Here is an 18,398-nt window from a genome sequence, read left to right on the forward strand (position 1 = left end):
CGGAATCCGCTACGCGGATTCCGGGTGTGCAGCCGGCTGCGCGGGCTGCACCACGGTCAACTCAGCTCAGCTGAGTTGACCGTGGCAGTGCTTGTACTTCTTGCCGCTGCCGCACGGGCAGGGATCGTTGCGGCCGACCTTGGGCTCGTCGCGCACCACCTGGGTGACCGCCGCGGGCGCCTGGCCGGCCTGGCTGCGCTCCCGCGCCGCCTGCACCTGCTCGGCCTCCTCGTCGGCGCCGTAGCCGCCCGCGTCCTGCTTCTGGAACTGCGAGGCCTGCAACCGCGCCTGCACCTGCTGGCGCTCCTGCTCCTCCAGCGCCGCCACTTCCTCCTCGCTGCGGATGCGCACGCGCGCCAGCAGCCCCACCACCTCGCGCTTGACGTTCTCCAGCATCTCCGAGAACAGCTCGAAGGCTTCCTTCTTGTATTCCTGCTTGGGCTGCTTCTGCGCGTAGCCGCGCAGGTAGATGCCCTGGCGCAGGTAGTCCATGCGCGCCAGGTGCTCCTTCCAGCTCTGGTCGAGCACGGTCAGCATCACGTGCTTCTCCAGCGCGCGCATGGTCTCGCTGCCGACCGCCGCCTCCTTCTGCTCGAACAGCTCGGCCACCGCCTGCTCGACCTTGTCGACGATGCGCTCGGCATCCAGCTCCTCCTGGCCCTTGGCCCACTCCACCAGCGGCAGGTCCAGGCCCAGGTCGGAGGCCAGCGCGGCCTGCAGGCCCGGCAGGTCCCACTGCTCGTCCACCGAATTGGCCGGCACGAAGCGCGCGACCAGGTCGTAGACCACGTCGTTGCGGATGCCGTCGACGTTTTCCTTGACCGACTCGGCGTCCAGCAGCTCGTCGCGCTGGGCGTAGATCACCTTGCGCTGGTCGTTGTTGACGTCGTCGAAATCCAGCAGGTTCTTGCGGATGTCGAAGTTGTGCGCCTCCACCTTGCGCTGCGCCTTCTCGATCTGCCGGCTGACCAGCTTGTCCTCGATGACGTCGTCTTCCTTCATGCCCATCATGCGCATGGCCTTCTGCACCCAGTCCGAGGCGAAGATGCGCATCAGGTTGTCTTCCAGCGACAGGTAGAAGCGCGAGGAACCGGGGTCGCCCTGGCGGCCGGAACGGCCGCGCAGCTGGTTGTCGATGCGGCGGCTCTCGTGGCGCTCGGTGCCGACGATGTGCAGGCCGCCGGCGGCCTTGACCGCGTCGTGGCGCTGCTGCCATGCGGCCCGGATCTTCTGCCGCTCGTCATCGCCGACCTCGTCGCCGAGCGCGGCCAGTTCGGCCTCCAGCGAGCCGCCGAGCACGATGTCGGTACCGCGGCCGGCCATGTTGGTGGCGATGGTCACCGCCGCCGGCTGGCCGGCGTTGGCGACGATGGTGGCCTCGCGCTCGTGCTGCTTGGCGTTGAGCACCTCGTGCGCCACGCCGGCCTCGCGCAGGTGCTCGGACAGCATCTCCGAGGTCTCGATCGAGGTGGTGCCCACCAGCACCGGCTGGCCGCGCTTGGCGCAGTCCTTGATGTCCTCCAGCACCGCGTTGAACTTGCCCTTGCGGTTGAGGAACACCTGGTCCGGATAGTCCTTGCGCACGGTCGGGCGGTTGGTCGGGATCACCACCACCTCCAGGCCGTAGATGCTCTGGAACTCGTAGGCTTCCGTATCGGCCGTACCGGTCATGCCGGACAGCTTCTTGTACATGCGGAACAGGTTCTGGAAGGTGATGCTGGCCAGGGTCTGGTTCTCGCGCTGCACCGGCACCCCTTCCTTGGCCTCCACCGCCTGGTGCAGGCCGTCGGACCAGCGCCGCCCGGCCAGGGTGCGGCCGGTGAACTCGTCGACGATCACCACCTCGCCGTCGCGCACGATGTAGTCCACGTCGCGCTGGTAGATGGCGTGCGCGCGCAGCGCGGCGTTGAGGTGGTGGACCACGCTCAGGTTGTTGGCCGCGTACAGGCTGTCGCCCTCGCCGATGATGCCGGCCTCGTGCAGCAGCAGCTCGGCATGCTCCATGCCGGCCTCGGACAGGTAGACCTGCTTGCCCTTCTCGTCCACCCAGTAGTCGCCCTCGCCCTCCTCCTCGGCCTGGCGGGTCAGCGACGGCACGATGCGGTTGACGCGGATGTACAGCTCCGGCGACTCGTCGGCCGGGCCGGAGATGATCAGCGGGGTGCGCGCCTCGTCGATCAGGATCGAGTCGACCTCGTCGACGATGGCGTAGTGCAGCCCGCGCTGGTAGCGGTCGGCCCGCGACAGCGCCATGTTGTCGCGCAGGTAGTCGAAGCCGAACTCGTTGTTGGTGCCGTAGGTGATATCGCTTGCGTAGGCCTCGTGCTTGTCCGCGTGCGGCATGCCCGGGTAGACCACGCCCACCGACAGGCCCAGCCAGTTGTACAGCCGGCCCATCTGCGCGGCGTCGCGGCGCGCCAAGTAGTCGTTGACGGTGACCACGTGCACGCCCTTGCCTTCCAGCGCGTTGAGGTACACCGGCAGCGTCGCCACCAGGGTCTTGCCCTCGCCGGTGCGCATCTCGGCGATCTTGCCCAGGTGCAGCACCATGCCGCCGATCAGCTGCACGTCGTAGTGGCGCATGCCGAGCACGCGCTTGCTGGCCTCGCGGCACACCGCGAACGCCTCGGGCAGGATCTTGTCCAGGGCTTCCCCGCCCTCGATGCGCTGCTTGAACTCCGGCGTCTTGGCCTGGAGCTGCTCGTCGGAGAGCGCCTGGATCTCCGGCTCCAGCGCATTGACCTTGGCGACGATGCGATTGAGCTGGCGCAGCTGGCGTTCGTTGCGGCTGCCGAAAACGCGGGTAAGCAGACTGTTGATCATTGAGGGAACCGGTTGGAAAGGAGCGCCGACCCGGCAACGGTTCCACAGGGAGTTCCGATGGAAGCCGGCCGCGGCAAACGAAACAGGGCGCTATGCGCCCTGTCTATGGCAACGCCCATTGTAGCTTGGGGCGCGGCCCCGTCGAATCAAGCGCGCCCGCGCCGGCCCACGGGGGTGTTGCCACCGTCGCCCAGGAACTTGCGCGGGTTCATCACCCGGCCGTTCTGCCACACCTCGAAATGCACGTGGGCACCGGTGGAACGGCCGCTGGAGCCGGCCTTGGCCAGCTCCTGCCCGGCGCGCACCAGGTCGCCGGCGCGCACCGTCAGCCGCGAATTGTGCGCGTAGCGGGTCATGTAGCCGTTGCCGTGCTCGATCTCGACCACGTTGCCGTAGCCGCCGCGCACGCCGGAGTAGCTGACCACGCCGTCGGCCACCGCCAGCACCGGATCGCCGACGCGGGCGTGGAAATCGATGCCCTTGTGGTTGGAGGCGCCGCCCTTGAACGGATCGGCACGGCCGCCGAAGCCGGAGGTGATGTAGGTGTTGCGGATCGGCATGCGCGAGGGCACCGCGTTCTGCTCGAGCTGGTGGTCGAACAGCAGCGCCTCCAGCACCCCCAACTGCTGGCCGGAACCGGACAGCTGCTTCTGCAGGCGCCCCATCTCCTGCTTCAGCTCGCCCACCGGCATGTCCTGCGCCGGCTCGTCGCCGCCGCCGATGCCGACCGGCTCGTTGAAGTCGAACTCGCCGTCCTCCAGCCGGCCGACCTGGGTCAGACGCTCGCCCAGGGCGTTGAGCCGGGTGGCCTGCGCCTGCAGCTCGCCCAGCCGGGCCGCCAGCGCGTTGACCTCGGCCTGCGCCTGCTGACGCACCTGCGCCAGTTCGCGCTGCTGCTGCTCGACCTTGGCGCTCAGCCGCGCGTCGTGGACCGCGCCGATCGCCACGCTGGCGCCGAAGCCCAGCAGCAGGCCGGCGCCGAGCACGCCTCCCAGCAGCGCCGAAGGGCGCCGCCGGGCCAACTCGAGCAACTTTGCCTGGACCCGCGGACTCCCCTTCACGGGCGACTTGATTACGATCTTTCGATTGAATGTCATGATTGCTCTATGTCGAAACCCAAGACCAGCGACCGCACCGCCTCCAAGCCGCAACCCGCGCTGGAGGTGTTGATGGCGGACAAGGCTGGCCATCCGTTGCGCCGGGCCCTGTGGCTCGATGCGCTGGACAGGCAGTTGCGCCCCCATCTGCCGCCGTCGCTGGCCGGCCATTGCCGGCTGGCCAACGTGAACGGCGAACAGCTCGTTTTCCTGGTCGATTCCCCGGTCTGGCATGCGCGCCTGCGCCTGGCCGAACACGGGATCCTCGACGTGGCCCGCTCCGTCGGGCTGAAGGCCACCAAGGTGACCATCAAGACCGCGACTGCCTCGCTGCATTCCCCAACGCAACCGATCCAGAGCAGGCCTGCCACTGTTTCCGCAGCCACGCAGAAAGGCCTGCGCGACGCGCTCGCTGCCTTGCGGGATGTCGATCCGGGAAAATCCTGACCGGCCGCTGCTCCATGCTGCGGCGTACCCGGGCCGAACCGGCCTTCACGCGGGACCAACGAATCCTAACGGCCGCCCAGCGTTCAATAGTTAGGCAGACATTAAATAAAAGTTAAATTCAGACTTGCCATGGGCGAGAGTTCACACTTCTGTCACGCCTGCCCCGTAGCCTGCGGCAGACGCGCGCAGGCAAGCCTCCACGATCACGTGGCGGCTTAAGAGAAGGGACAAGGGACCCGGCAGTCGGGCCGGAAGGCCGGCGTCTCAGGCGTAGACCGGGCTGGCGTAGATCAGCGGCGGCGAGCGGCCATCCGGTTCGAAGCTGATCTTCTCCCAGGCCGAGGTTTCCGCCAGCAGGGCGCGCACCAGCTTGTTGTTGAGGTCGTGGCCGGACTTGAAGGCGGTGTAGGCACCGAGCACCGGGCCGCCGGCCAGGTACAGGTCGCCGACCGCGTCGAGGATCTTGTGGCGCACGAACTCGTCGGCGAAGCGCAGGCCGTCGTCGTTGAGCACGCGGAACTCGTCGAGCACGATGGCGTTGTCCATCGAACCGCCCAGGCCCAGGTTGCGCTCGCGCATGTACTCCAGGTCGCGCATGAAGCCGAAGGTGCGCGCACGCGCGATCTCGCGGATGTAGGCGGCCGTGGAGAATTCCAGCGAGGCATGCGATTGCTTGGCCGGGATCATCGGGTGGTCGAAGCGGATGGTGAAGTCCAGCTTGTAGCCGTCGTACGGCTCGAAACGGGCGACCTTGTCGCCGTCGCGCACTTCCACCGCACGCTTGATGCGGATGAAATGCTTGGGCGCATCCTGCTCGACGATGCCGGCGGACTGCAGCAGGAACACGAACGGACCGGCGGAGCCGTCCATGATCGGCAGCTCGGCCGCGGACAGTTCGACGATGATGTTGTCGATGCCCAGGCCCGCCAGCGCCGACATCAGATGCTCGACGGTCTGTACCTTGGCCGGCCCCATGCTCAGGCCGGTGCACAGCGTGGTCTCGGTGACCAGCTCGCCGTCGGCGGGCACTTCCACCACCGGCTCAAGATCGACGCGGCGGAACACGATGCCGTGGTCGGCCGGGGCCGGACGCAGGGTCATGTACACCTTGTCGCCGCTGTGCAGGCCGACACCGGTGGCGCGGATCGTGTTCTTGAGGGTGCGTTGCTGGGTCATCTGCGAAAGTGTGAACGGGCAGGCTCGGACAGACGCTGAACCGGCTGCGAGAATAGCACGCATTTAGCCAAATCTTAACTTTTGCCGCCTCGCATGCATACCCGCGGGAGCAGGCAAAACCCGCCGGGTCGCGAGCGACCCGGCGAAAGGTGTTGCCGGCACGCGGGACGGACGGCCCGCGCACCTTGTCTACGGCACTACAGCGACCGGCAAGAACCCCCGTCCTGGCGGTCCGCAAGGACCGGCACGGCAGCGGCCTGCGCCGGGTGGATCCCGGTCGGGCTGGCGGTGCCGGCGAGCGCCCGGCCAGGGATGGCCCGGCCGGGCCATCCGAAGCCTTCGTTCATCGCCATGGACGGCGTCAGTCGGCCTGGCGGCGCAGGAATGCCGGAATGTCCAGGTAGTCGCTCGGCAGCTCGGCCGCGGCCGGAGCCGATGCCGGGCCGCTGGCGGCGGCCGAATCGCCGCTGGCGCGGCGCAGCCCCAGGCCCACCGAACCGACCGCCTTGGACACGGCGTCGCCGCCGTTGTCGAAGCTGTCGAACTCCGGCTGGCCGGTGGTGGCGTTGCGCACCAGCTTGATCGGCGCGCGCTGGTCCGGACGCTGCGCCTGGCGGCCCACCGCGCGGTTCAGCCCGGTGGCGACCACGGTCACGCGCACCTCGTCCTGCATCTCCGGATCCAGCACGGTGCCCACCACCACGGTCGCGTCCTCGGAGGCGAAGCCCTCGATGGTGCGGCCGATCTCGTCGAACTCGGCCATGGTGAAGTCGGCGCCGGCGGTGATGTTGACCAGGATGCCGTTGGCGCCGGCCAGGTTGACGTCGTCCAGCAGCGGGTTCTGGATCGCCGACTCGGCCGCGGCCTGCGCGCGGTCGTCGCCGCGGGCGGTGCCGGTGCCCATCATCGCCAGGCCCATCTCGGACATGACGGTGCGCACGTCGGCGAAGTCGACGTTGATCAGGCCGGGGCGCACGATCAGGTCGGCGATGCCCTGCACCGCGCCCTGCAGCACGTCGTTGGCGGCGCGGAACGCCTGGATCATGGTGGCGTTGCGGCCGAGCACGGTGATCAGCTTCTCGTTGGGGATGGTGATCAGCGAGTCGCAGTGCTGGCTCAGTTCCTCGATGCCCTTGAGCGCGACCTGCATGCGCCGGCGGCCCTCGAACGGGAACGGCTTGGTGACCACGGCCACCGTCAGGATGCCCATCTCCTTGGCCAGCTGCGCCACCACCGGCGCGGCGCCGGTGCCGGTGCCGCCGCCCATGCCGGCGGTGATGAACACCATGTCCGCGCCCTGCAGCGCGTCCATGATGCGCTCGCGGTCCTCCAGCGCGGCCTGGCGGCCGACCTCGGGGTTCGCGCCCGCGCCCAGGCCCTTGGTGACGTTGCTGCCGAGCTGCAGCTGCAGCTTGGCGCCGCAGTTCTTGATCGCCTGCGAGTCGGTGTTGGCGGTGATGAACTCCACGCCGTCGACGTTGCCGCTGACCATGTGCGCCACGGCGTTGCCGCCGCCGCCGCCCACGCCTACCACCTTGATCACCGCGTTGGGTGCCATCTTCTCGATCAGTTCGAAATGCGCCATGTCCGTGTCCTCATTTTTTTTGGTGGAGCCGTGATTCGGGATTGGGGATTGGGGATTCGATGAACCGCCTCACCACCACCGCGAATTCCGGCGTTCTCTTGTTGGTCTGTCTTACTGCCCTGCTACAACGCTCGCCTTGCCCTTGCCCTTGCTTCTTGCCTTTTGCTCTTACGAATCACCAATCCCGAATCACCAATCCCGGCGCCTAGAACTCACCGCGATACCAGTTCTTGAGCTTCTTGAAGAAGCTGCCGGCGCGCCCGGTCGGCAGCGACGGCCGCCGCGGGTGCTCGAGCTGGCTGCCCATCAGCAGCAGCCCCACGCCGGTGGCGTGCACCGGGTTGCCGACCACCTCGCCCAGCCCGGTGACGTGCTGCGGGATGCCCACGCGCACCGGCATCTGCAGCATTTCCTCGGCCAGCTCGACCACGCCTTCCATCTTCGAGGCGCCGCCGGTGAGCACCATGCCGGCGCGCACCAGTTCCTCGAAACCGGAACGGCGCAGCTCGGCCTGCACCATCTCGAAGATCTCCTCGTAGCGGCCCTGCACCGCCTGCGCCAGCGAGGCGCGCGGCATCCGCCGCGGCGGCCGGTCGCCGACCGAGGGCACCTGGATCGATTCCTCGGCGGTGGCCAGCTGCGCCAGCGCGCAGGCGTAGCGCACCTTGATCTGCTCGGCCTCCGGGGTCGGCGTGCGCAGCATGTGGGCGATGTCGTTGGTGACGTGGTCGCCGGCGATCGGCAGCGAGGCGGTGTGGCAGATCGCGCCCTGCACGAACACCGCCAGGTCGGTGGTGCCGGCGCCCATGTCCACCAGCACCACGCCCAGCTCGCGCTCGTCGGCGGTCAGCACCGCCACCGAGGAGGCCAGCGACGACAGCACCAGGTCGTCCACCTGCAGGCCGCAGCGCTGCACGCACTTGCTGATGTTGGCCGCGGCCGACTGCGCGCACACCACCAGGTGCGCGTGCACCTCCAGGCGCACGCCGGTCATGCCGACCGGGTTGCGGATGCCTTCCTGCGAATCGTCGAGCACGTACTCGCGCGGGATCGCGTGCAGGATCTTCTGGTCGGCCGGGATGGCGACCGCCTTGGCCGCCTCCAGCACCCGGTCCAGGTCGCCCCAGGTGACCTCGCCGTCGCGGATCGGCACGATCCCGGGCGAGTTCTTGCACTGCACGTGGTTGCCGGAGATCGAGGCGTAGACCGAGCGGATCTCGCAGCCGGCCATCAGCTCGGCCTCCTCGACCGCGCGCTGGATCGACTGCACGGTGGACTCGATGTCCACCACCACGCCGCGCTTGAGCCCGCGCGACTCGTGCGAGCCGATGCCGATGACCTCGATCGGATTGCCCGGCGAGTACTCGCCGACCAGCGCGACCACCTTGGAAGTGCCGATGTCCAGTCCGACGATCAGCGATTTGTCACCTTTGCGATTCATGTCCTGCCCTGCTTTGGCTTCTGCGCTTCCGCCGCTGGTGCGCCCCAGCTCAGCGTGAAGCCGTTGGTGTAGCGAAGATCGGCCAGCTCGATCGGCTGGCTTGCGTTGACCAGCTGCGGCAGCACCCGGGCGAAGCGCGCCAGGCGCGCGCGGGCATCATCGCGGCCGATCACCACCTCGGTGCCGTTGTCCAGCGCCAGCGACCAGCTGCCGCGGTCGTCCATCACCAGCGCGCGCACCTCCAGGCCGGCCGGGGCGAACATCGCCCGCGACTGGTTGTAGAGCTCGACCACCTCGGTGGTCTTGCTGTCCGGGCCGCCCAGCTGCGGCAGCTGCACGTCCTTCAACCCCGGCGGCACCGGGAACAGGCGGCCCTGCTCGGACAGCATGCGGTCCTTGCCCCAGCGCGCGAACGGCTTGTGCTCGACCACGTGCACCTCGAGCACGTCCGGCCACTGCTTGCTGACCTGCGCCGACTCCACCCACGGCAGGCGCCGCACGGCGTCCTGCGCGCGATCGAGCTCGACCGCGAAGAAGCCCTTGTGCGCGTACGGCAGCACCACCGCGCGCAGTTGCTCGGCCGGCACCCGCTGCAGCTCGCCGCTCACCCGCAGCCGGGTCAGCGGCCAGCGCTCGGCGCCGACCCAGCCGTTGAGCACCGCCACCACCGGCAGCGCCACCACGGCCACCGCCAGCAGCCAGGCGAGGATGCGGAGGATGGCGTTCATGGGTGCGCTCCGCGCACGGGATTGGGGATTGGGGATTGGGGATTGGTGAGGGCACTGGCTGCGCGCACGCCAGCCGACAGGCGTTGCCTGCCGGCTTTTACCAATCCCCAATCCCCAATCCCGAATCCCGTCTTCATAGCGCCTGCTCCAGCACCCGCCACACCAGTTCCTCGAAACCGATGCCGGCCTGCGCCGCCGCCTTGGGCACCAGCGAATGGCTGGTCATGCCGGGGGCGGTGTTCGCCTCCAGCAGGAAGAAGTCGCCGCTGTCGCGCTCGCGCATCACGTCCACCCGGCCCCAGCCGCTGCAGCCCAGCGCGGCGAATGCGGCCAGCGCCAGGCGGCCGATCTCGGCCTCGTCGGCGCCTTCCAGGCCCGGGCACAGGTACTGCGTGTCCTCGGCGACGTACTTGGCGTCGTAGTCGTACCACTGGCCCTTGGGGACGATTCGGATCGACGGCAGCGCCACGTCACCGAGGATGCCGACGGTCAGTTCGTCGCCCACCACCAGCCGTTCCATCAGCAGCTCGCCGTCGTAGCGCAGGGCCAGCGCCAGCGCGTCGTCCAGCTGCGCGTGCTCGAACACGCGGCTGATGCCGACGCTGGAACCCTCGTTGGCCGGCTTGACGATCACCGGCATGGCCAGCGAATCGGCGGCGCGGCGGACATCCTGGGCATCGCTGCCGGCGAACAGACGCTGGTAGTCGGGTGTCGGCAGGCCCAGCGAGAGCCACACCTGCTTGCTGCGCACCTTGTCCATGCTCAGCGCCGAGCCGAGCACGCCCGAGCCGGTGTAGGGCACGCCGTGGGCCTGCATCAGGCCCTGCACGATGCCGTCCTCGCCACCGCCGTCGTGACCGTGCAGCACGTTGAACACGCGCTCGAACTTGTTCTCCGCCAGCGCCTGCGCCAGCGCCGGGATGCCGTCCACCGGCTGCGCATCGACGCCGCGCGCGCGCAGAGCCTGCAGCACGTTGCGGCCCGAATCCAGCGACACCTCGCGCTCGGACGAGGTGCCGCCGAGCAGCACGGCGACGCGGCCGAACACGGCCGGGTCGGTGCAGCGCAGCGGCGGCAGGACGCGGCTCATGCCTTCGGCGCCTCCACGAATCCCTCGGCGACGATCTGCTGCGACACCGCGCCGATGTCGCCGGCGCCCATCATCAGCAGCAGGTCGCCGTCCTGCAACACGTCGGGCAGCACCTGTGCCAGTTCCGAGGCATGGCCGACCACCACCGGCTCGCTGCGGCCGCGCGCACGGATGGCGCGCGCCAGCGACTTGGCATCGGCGCCGGGAATGGGCTGTTCGCCGGCCGGGTAGACCTCGCTGAGCACCAGCGCATCGACCTCGCTGAGCACCGCGGCGAAGGCGTCGAACTGGTCGCGGGTGCGGCTGTAGCGGTGCGGCTGGAACGCCAGCACCAGGCGCTTGCCGGGCCAGCCGCCGCGGGCGGCGGCGAACACCGCGGCCAGTTCGCGCGGGTGGTGGCCGTAGTCGTCGACGATGCGCACGCGCGCACCGGCGGGCGTGACCACCTCGCCAAGGTCGTTGAAGCGGCGGCCGATGCCGGCGAAGCTCTCCAGCGCGCGGGCGATCGCCTTCGGGTCCACGCCCAGCTGCCAGCCCACCGCGGCGGCGGCCAGCGCGTTGAGCACGTTGTGCCGGCCCGGCAGCGCCAGCGTCACCGGCAGCGCCTGGTCGCCTGGCAGGCGCAGGGTGAAGTGCATGCGCGCGCCGTCCTGCACCACGTCGTCGGCGCGGACGTCGGCATTGCTGTTGAAGCCGTAGCTCATCACGTGGCGCGGCGTCTTCGCCGCCAGCGCGGCCACTTCCGCATCGTCGATGCACAGCACCGCCAGCCCGTAGAACGGCAGCCGCTGCAGGAACTCGGCGAACGCCGCCTGCACGCGGGCGAAATCGTTGCCGTAGTTCTCCAGGTGGTCGGCGTCGATGTTGGTGATCACCGACACCAGCGGGTTCAGGCGCAGGAAGCTGCCGTCGCTCTCATCGGCCTCGGCCACCAGCCACTGGCCGGTGCCCAGGCGCGCGTTGGCGCCGGCCGCGAGCAGCTGGCCGCCGATGACGAAGGTCGGGTCCAGCCCGCCTTCGCTGAGCACCGCCGCGGTGAGGCTGGTGGTGGTGGTCTTGCCGTGGGTGCCGGCCACTGCGATGCCGCGGCGGAAACGCATCAGCTCGGCGAGCATGGCCGCGCGCGGCATGATCGGGATGCGGTGGCTGCGCGCCTCCATCAGCTCCGGGTTGTCCTCGCGGATGGCACTGGAGACGACCACGCAGTCGGTGCCGAGCACGTTGGCGGCCGAATGCCCGCGCATCACCCGCGCGCCCAGCCGCGCCAGCCGGCGGGTGGCGGCGTTGTCGGCGTTGTCCGAACCGGAGACCTCGTAGCCCAGCGTCAGCATCACCTCGGCGATGCCGCTCATGCCGGTGCCGCCGATGCCGACGAAGTGCACGCGCGGGAACGCGCGCACCAGGTCCTCGGTGTCGTGCAGGCGGCGGATCACCGGGCACCTCCTGCGGAGGTGCAGGGATTCGAGATTCGGGATTCGGGATTGGTGGAATCGTCGGTAGTCGAAGATTCCGCTGGGCTATCGTGCATCCGCTTTTGCTCTTGATTCTGCTCTTTACGAATCCCGAATCCCGAATCCCCAATCCCGGCCTCTTCGAGAATGATGTCCGCGATGCGTTCGGCCGCATCGGTCCTGGCCAGGCCGCGCGCGGCCTGCGCCATCGACAGGCGCAGCGCCGGGTCGGCGCACAGTTCGGCCAGCGTGCGCTGCAGGTTGGCGGCCAGCGCGTCGTCCTGCTTCAGCAGCACGGCGGCGCCGCGCTCGACCAGGTACTCGGCGTTGCGGGTCTGGTGGTCGTCGACCGCGGCGGCGAACGGCACCAGCACGCTGCCCACGCCGGCCGCGCACAGCTCGGCGAGGGTGGAGGCGCCGGCACGGCACACCACCAGGTCGGCCCAGGCGTAGGCGGCGGTCATGTCGGCGATGAACGGCTCCACGCTGGCCCGCACGCCGGCGGCGGCATAGCTGGCCAGCGCTTCGTCGTACAGCTTCTCGCCGCACTGGTGGCGCACCTCGATGGCCGAGCCGGCCAGCGCCGACAGCGCCTGCGGCACGGCGCCGTTCAACGACCGCGCGCCCTGGCTGCCGCCCAGCACCAGCAGCCGCAGCGGGCCTTCGCGGCCGGCCAGGCGCTGCGCCGGCGGCGCGATGGCGGCGATGTCCTCGCGCACCGGGTTGCCCACCGCCTCCTCATGGCGGAAGCTGCCCGGGAACCCGGTGAGCACCCGCCGCGCGAAGCGCGACAGCACCTTGTTGGTCATGCCGGGCGCGCGGTTCTGCTCGTGCACGATCAGCGGCAGCCCGCACAGGCGCGCGGCCAGCCCGCCGGGACCGGCGGCGAAACCGCCGAAGCTCACCACCGCGCGCGGCCGGCGACGGCGCAGCACGGCGACGGCGCCGCGCACCGCGCGCAGCACCCGCAGCGGCGCGCCGAGCAGCGCCAGCGCGCCCTTGCCGCGCAGGCCGGCGATCTCCAGGGTGTCCAGTTCGATGCCGTGCTGCGGCACCAGCCGGGTTTCCATCCTGCCCGCCGCGCCCAGCCACGACACCGGGATGCCACGCTCGCGCAGCACCCGCGCCACCGCCAGCGCCGGGAAGATGTGCCCGCCGGTGCCGCCGGCCAGGATCATGACCGGGCGCTGCCGGATCCCCGCAGCTGCATGCGCGGGCTTTTGCGGGGAATTCGCATACCTGCTCATGCGATCCTCCCGAAGGTCGGTTCCACCCGCGGCTGCATGCGGCTGGTGCCGCGGCCGCCGCGGGCGGCGCTCTGCAGCGCATCGGCCACAGCGCCGGCGGCCTCGCGCGGCAGCGGCTCGTCGACGACCGGTTCGGCCGCCACTGCCTCGCTGCGGATGCGCGAGACCTGGGTGGCGCGGTCCAGCTCGTAGGACACGCGCAGCAGCAGCCCCATCGCCACGCAGGTCATCAGCACCGAGGAGCCGCCGGAGGAGATCAGCGGCAGGGTCAGGCCCTTGGTCGGCAGGATGCCCAGGTTGACGCCGATGGAGACGAAGGTCTGCATGCTGATCCACAGCGCGATGCCGAAGGCGATGTAGCCGGAGAAGTGGCGCTTCATCTCCACGCACTTCATGCCCAGCCAGAACGCGCGCGCCACCAGCAGCGCGTACAGGCCGATCACCAGGCACACGCCGAAGAAACCCAGTTCCTCGGCGATCACCGAGAAGATGAAGTCGGTATGCGATTCGGGCAGGTAGTTAAGCTTCTGCACCGAGGCGCCCAGGCCGACGCCGAACCACTCGCCGCGGCCCACCGCCATCAGCGCGTTGGACAGCTGGTAGCCGGAGCCGAGCTGGTCGGCCCACGGGTCCAGGAACGAGGTGATGCGGCGCATGCGGTAGGGCTCGAGGATCGCGATGAACGCGAACACCGGCAGGCCGATGACCACCGGCGCCGACATCCGCGGCATGTTCACCCCGCCCAGCACCAGCATGCCGGCGGTGATGCCCAGCAGCAGCGTGGACGAGCCGAAGTCCGGCTGCAGCAGCAGCAGCCCGACCAGCGCCACCGCCACGCCCAGCGGCTTGAGCATCGCCGGCCAGGTCGCGTTGACCTCGTCGCGGAAGCGCACCAGGTAGCTGGCCAGCCAGACGATGTACAGCACCTTCACCGCTTCCACGGTCTGGAACTTGGACACGCCCAGGTTGACCCAGCGCCGCGCGCCGTTGACGCTGCTGCCGATGCCCGGCACGAACACCACGATCAGCAGCACGAAGCAGCCCAGCAGCAGCAGCTGGTTGTACTTCTCGATGGTCTTGAATTCGGTGCGCATCGCCCAGTACGCCAGGCCGATGCCGATGCCGAGGAACACCAGGTGCCGGTTCAGGTAGTAGAACGGGCTGGAGGTCAGTTCGATCGAGCTGGAGGCCACCATCACCACGCCCAGCGAAGCCAGCGCCACGGCGGCGCCGAGCAGCCACTTGTCGTAGCGGCCGCCGATGGCGTCGAGTCGTGTGGCCTGGCGCGAGAGATCGTTCATCAGCGCACCTTCAACGTTGCCAGGCCGACCAGCACCAGCACCACCGAGATGATCCAGAATCGCACGATCACGCGCGGCTCGGGCCAGCCCTTGAGCTCGAAGTGGTGGTGGATCGGCGCCATCCGGAACACGCGCTTGCCGGTGAGCTTGAAGCTGGCCACCTGGATCATCACCGACAGCGTCTCGATGACGAACACCCCGCCCATGATCACCAGCACCAGTTCCTGGCGCACGATCACCGCGATGGTGCCCAGCACCGCACCCAGCGCCAATGCGCCGATGTCGCCCATGAACACCTGTGCCGGGTAGGTGTTGAACCACAGGAAGCCCAGCCCCGCGCCGGCGATCGCGGTGCAGATGATCACCAGTTCGCCGGCGCCGGGGATGGTGGGGATCTTCAGGTACTCGGAGAACACCACGTTGCCCGAGGCATAGGCGAACACGCCCAGCGCGCAGGCCACCATCACCGTGGGCATGATCGCCAGCCCGTCCAGGCCGTCGGTCAGGTTGACCGCGTTGGAGAAACCGACGATCCACAGGTAGGCGATCACCACGAAGCTCAGCCCGGCCAGCGGCAGCGCGATCGCCTTGAACAGCGGGATGTAGAAGGTGATCGCCGCCGGCACGTCGGCGCTGTAGTACAGGAACAGGCCCGCGGCCAGGCCGAAGATCGACTGCAGCAGGTACTTCCAGCGCGACTTCAGGCCGTTGGGGTCGCGCCTGACGATCTTGATCCAGTCGTCGTACCAGCCGATCGCGCCGAAGCACAGCATCACCGCCAGCACCAGCCACACGTAGCGGTTGCGCAGGTCGCCCCACAGCAGCACCGCGACGGTGACCGACAGCAGGATCAAAGAGCCGCCCATGGTCGGCGTGCCGGCCTTGGAGAAATGCGTCTTCGGGCCGTCCTGGCGAATCGGCTGGCCGCCCTTGAACTGGGCCAGCTTGCGGATCATGCCCGGGCCCATCCACAGCGCCAGGAACAGCGCGGTGAGCGCGGCGAGGATGCCGCGGAACGTCAGATAGTTGAACAGCCCGAACAGGCTCTCCAGTTGCTGTAGCCAGCGGGCCAGTTCAAGCAGCATTCGGGGTTTCCTCTGCACGCGCCAGCAGCGCGCTCACGATCCTGTCCATGGCGCTGCCGCGCGAGCCTTTGACCAGCACGTGCAGCGGCGTCGATTCTTCTGCGGGACCAGCCCCCGCACGGCGTTCGTCGATATCGGCCTGCAGCGCCTGCGCCAGCGCGGCGTGCGAGTCGAACACGCGGCCGCCCTCGCCGAAGGCCTGTGCCGCGGCCGCGCTCAGCGGGCCCAGGGCGTACAGGCGGGCGATCCCGGCCTCGCGCGCGCGGCGGCCGGCGGCGGCATGCAGCGCCTGCGCCTCCGCCCCCAGCTCGCGCATGTCGCCCAGCACCAGCCAGTTCTCGCCGCCGCCGGCGGCGAGCGCATCGATCGCCGCCGCCAGCGAACCGGGGTTGGCGTTGTAGCTGTCGTCGATCAGCACCTCGCCGGAAGGCAGGGTGCGCGCGACCTGCCGGCCCGGCACCGGCCGCGCCTGGGCGAGCCCGGCGGCGACCTGCTCCAGCCCGATCCCGGCGGCCAGCGCCAGCGATGCGGCGGCCAGCGCGTTGAGCACGTTGTGGCGGCCGGGCAGCGCCAGCGTCACCGCGGCCTCGCCCTGCGGCGCCACCAGCACGAAGCGCGAGCCCTGGGCGTCGAGCTGCAGCTGCCGCACGTGCACCTCGGCGCTGGCCTGCAGCGCGAAGCGCAGCACGCGGCGGCCCTGCGGCGGCCGTGCGGCCAGGTTCTGCTCGAACCACAGGCCGAAGGCATCGTCGGCATTGATCGCCGCCACGCCCTCGGCCGGCAGCGCGGCGTAGATCGCGCCCTTGGTGCGGGCGACGCCGAGCAGGCTGCCCAGGCGCTCCAGGTGCGCCGGGGCGATGTTGTTGACCAGCGCGTAGTCCGGCCGCGCGATGTCGGTCAGGTAGGCGATGTCGCCGGGCTTGCCGGCGCCCATCTCGTAGACCGCGAAGTCGGCCTCGTCGGGCGCGGCGATCACCGCCAGCGGCAGGCCGATCTCGTTGTTGCGATTGCCGGGGCTGGCGTGGACCACCGCCCCGCTGTGCGCGGCGGCGTGCTGCAGGATCGCCAGCAGCAGCGTCTTGACGCTGGTCTTGCCGTTGGAGCCGGTGATCGCGAACACCTTGGTGGCGCGGTCGCGCTGCAGGCCGGCGGCGATGCGCGCCAGCGCCCGCTCGGTGTCGGCGACCAGCAGCTGCGGCAGTTCGACGGCGTCGAGCAGGTGGTCCACCAGCAATGCGCTGGCGCCGCGCGCGGCGGCATCGGCTGCGAAGTCGTGGCCGTCGAAGCGCTCGCCGCGCAGCGCCACGTACAGGCTGCCGGCCGCCAGCGTGCGGGTGTCGTTGGACACCGCGTCGATCACGGCGTCCTCGCCGTGCAGCTCGCCGCCGGCCCAGTGCGCGATCAGCGACAGCGGAGTGCTCCTCATGGCTGTCCTCCCGCGCTGTGCGCATCCCGGTCGTCGCGATGCGCGGCGCGGCCGGCCAGCACCTCGCCGGCGACCACGGTGTCGTCGAACGGATGCCTGATCCCGCCCACGTCCTGGTACGGCTCGTGGCCCTTGCCGGCGACCAGCACGATGTCGTCGGCGCCGGCCAGGCCGATCGCGCGGGCGATGGCGGCGGCGCGGTCGCGCTCGACGATGGCCTGCTGCGGACGGGCGAAGCCGGCGACGATGCCGGCGACGATGGCGTCGCCGTCCTCGCGGCGCGGGTTGTCGTCGGTGACGATCACCGTGTCGGCCTCGGCCTCGGCGATGGCGGCCATCTGCGGGCGCTTGCCGGTGTCGCGCTCGCCGCCGCAGCCGAACACGCAGATCAGCCTGCCGGCGGCATGCTCGTGCAGGCTATGCAACGCCTGCTGCAGCGCATCCGGGGTGTGGGCGTAGTCGATCACCACCAGCGGCAGCACGCCGTCGCCGCCGAGGCGGTTCATGCGCCCGCGGATCGGCTGCAGCTGCGACAGCACCTGGGCGATGTGCGCCGGCGCCACGTCCAGCGCATGCAGCGCCCCGGCCACCGCCAGCAGGTTGTCGACATTGAAGCGGCCCAGCAGCGGCGACTGCACCGCCAGGCGTTGGCCGCCGATGTCCAGCTCGAAACCGATGCCGCGGTTGTCCAGCCGCAGCTGCGATGCCGACACCTCGGCCCCGGCCTGCCCGCGCGAGCTGACGCCGACCGCGGTCACGTCCGCGTCCAGCCCGGCGCGAAGCTGGCGGCCGAACTCGTCGTCCAGGTTGAGCACCGCGGCCTTGAGCCCCGGCCAGGCGAACAGCCGGGCCTTGGCGGCGCCATAGCTGGCCATGTCGCCGTGGTAGTCGAGATGGTCGCGGGTGAGATTGGTGAACACGCCGACGTCGAAATGCACGCCGGCCACGCGGCCCTGGTCCAGCGCATGCGAGCTGACTTCCATCGCCACCGCCTGCGCCCCGGCATCGCGCAGCCGCGCCAGCTGGGCGTGGACCTGCAGCACCAGCGGCGTGGTGAAGCCGGTCGGCACCGCGGCGCCGTACAGGCCGGCGCCGAGCGTACCGATGCTGCCGCTGGTGGTGCCCAGCAGCTTCCACGCCTGCGCCAGCAGCTGCACGCTGGAGGTCTTGCCGTTGGTGCCGGTGACCCCGACCATCGTCATCGACTGCGACGGGTGGCCATGGAACTGGTCGGCCATCGCACCCAGCCGCGAACGCAGCCCGGGCACGGCGATGGCGTCCGCCGGGGCCGGCAGCACGTCCGGCGCCGGCGGCTCGAACAGGATCGCCGCCGCGCCGCGCGCGCGCGCCTGCTCGACGAAACCCAGCCCATGCGCGCCGAAGCCGGCGATGGCGACGAAGGCGTCGCCCGGCTGCACCGCGCGGCTGTCCATCTCCAGCCCGGACACCGACACGCCTTGCGCGGCGGGCACGTCGGGCAGCAGCCGGCCCAGATCCATCG

General features: G+C 70.0%; 13 protein-coding genes and 1 pseudogene. 1 reads left to right on the plus strand and 13 read right to left on the minus strand.

What is annotated here, in order from left to right:
• Positions 1–66 precede the first annotated feature (66 nt).
• Together secA and LRX76_RS07540 are read right to left on the minus strand one after the other, a co-directional pair.
• Positions 67–2,823 (minus strand): preprotein translocase subunit SecA, encoded by a 2,757-nt coding sequence (gene secA / locus LRX76_RS07535; protein WP_231803679.1) that lies wholly within the window; start codon positions 2,821–2,823, stop codon positions 67–69.
• Between the two features lie 146 nt (positions 2,824–2,969).
• On the minus strand, positions 2,970–3,920 hold the full coding sequence (locus LRX76_RS07540) for a M23 family metallopeptidase (RefSeq protein ID WP_231803681.1): 951 nt from the start codon (positions 3,918–3,920) through the stop codon (positions 2,970–2,972).
• A 9-nt stretch (positions 3,921–3,929) separates the two neighbouring features.
• Between LRX76_RS07540 and LRX76_RS07545 the strand changes: the two genes are divergently transcribed.
• Positions 3,930–4,367 carry a DUF721 domain-containing protein gene (locus LRX76_RS07545; protein WP_231803683.1) on the plus strand — a complete coding sequence of 146 codons (438 nt, stop codon included), beginning with the start codon at positions 3,930–3,932 and terminating at the stop codon, positions 4,365–4,367.
• 264 nt (positions 4,368–4,631) lie between these two features.
• Here the strand turns inward: LRX76_RS07545 and lpxC are convergent, their stop codons facing one another.
• The 11 genes and pseudogenes from lpxC to LRX76_RS07600 form a co-directional block, all read right to left on the minus strand.
• Positions 4,632–5,543 (minus strand): UDP-3-O-acyl-N-acetylglucosamine deacetylase, encoded by a 912-nt coding sequence (gene lpxC / locus LRX76_RS07550; RefSeq protein WP_231803685.1) that lies wholly within the window; start codon positions 5,541–5,543, stop codon positions 4,632–4,634.
• 361 nt (positions 5,544–5,904) lie between these two features.
• Positions 5,905–7,128 (minus strand): cell division protein FtsZ, encoded by a 1,224-nt coding sequence (ftsZ, locus tag LRX76_RS07555; protein ID WP_231803687.1) that lies wholly within the window; start codon positions 7,126–7,128, stop codon positions 5,905–5,907.
• A gap of 205 nt (positions 7,129–7,333) precedes the next feature.
• The gene (ftsA, locus tag LRX76_RS07560) at positions 7,334–8,569 is read right to left on the minus strand and encodes a cell division protein FtsA (RefSeq protein WP_231803689.1); all 1,236 of its coding nucleotides are present in this window, start codon (positions 8,567–8,569) and stop codon (positions 7,334–7,336) included.
• A 53-nt stretch (positions 8,570–8,622) separates the two neighbouring features.
• Positions 8,623–9,297: pseudogene (locus LRX76_RS07565) on the minus strand (cell division protein FtsQ/DivIB); the annotation flags it as partial.
• Positions 9,298–9,430: 133 nt separating this feature from the next.
• Positions 9,431–10,387 (minus strand): D-alanine--D-alanine ligase, encoded by a 957-nt coding sequence (locus LRX76_RS07570; protein WP_231803691.1) that lies wholly within the window; start codon positions 10,385–10,387, stop codon positions 9,431–9,433.
• A complete protein-coding gene (gene murC, locus LRX76_RS07575) occupies positions 10,384–11,820 on the minus strand; it encodes a UDP-N-acetylmuramate--L-alanine ligase (RefSeq protein ID WP_231803693.1) in 1,437 nt (478 codons plus the stop codon). The genes LRX76_RS07570 and murC overlap by 4 nt, the downstream gene beginning before the upstream one ends.
• Positions 11,817–13,085, minus strand: a complete 1,269-nt coding sequence (gene murG, locus LRX76_RS07580) for an undecaprenyldiphospho-muramoylpentapeptide beta-N-acetylglucosaminyltransferase (protein ID WP_231803695.1) — start codon at positions 13,083–13,085, stop codon at positions 11,817–11,819. Before murG ends, murC begins: the two co-directional genes overlap by 4 nt.
• Complete coding sequence (gene ftsW, locus LRX76_RS07585) at positions 13,082–14,386, minus strand: putative lipid II flippase FtsW (protein WP_231803697.1); 1,305 nt, start codon at positions 14,384–14,386, stop codon at positions 13,082–13,084. Before ftsW ends, murG begins: the two co-directional genes overlap by 4 nt.
• Positions 14,386–15,471: a phospho-N-acetylmuramoyl-pentapeptide-transferase gene (gene mraY, locus LRX76_RS07590; protein WP_231803699.1), complete on the minus strand. Its 1,086-nt coding sequence runs from the start codon at positions 15,469–15,471 to the stop codon at positions 14,386–14,388. Before mraY ends, ftsW begins: the two co-directional genes overlap by 1 nt.
• Positions 15,461–16,897, minus strand: a complete 1,437-nt coding sequence (gene murF / locus LRX76_RS07595; protein WP_231803701.1) for a UDP-N-acetylmuramoyl-tripeptide--D-alanyl-D-alanine ligase — start codon at positions 16,895–16,897, stop codon at positions 15,461–15,463. The genes mraY and murF overlap by 11 nt, the downstream gene beginning before the upstream one ends.
• Positions 16,894–18,396, minus strand: coding sequence for a UDP-N-acetylmuramoyl-L-alanyl-D-glutamate--2,6-diaminopimelate ligase (locus tag LRX76_RS07600; RefSeq protein ID WP_231803935.1), 1,503 nt, complete (start codon positions 18,394–18,396; stop codon positions 16,894–16,896). The genes murF and LRX76_RS07600 overlap by 4 nt, the downstream gene beginning before the upstream one ends.
• Positions 18,397–18,398 lie beyond the last annotated feature (2 nt).

Origin of the sequence: Stenotrophomonas sp. MMGLT7 (genome assembly GCF_021168555.1) — a bacterium.
Taxonomy (GTDB): domain Bacteria; phylum Pseudomonadota; class Gammaproteobacteria; order Xanthomonadales; family Xanthomonadaceae; genus MMGLT7.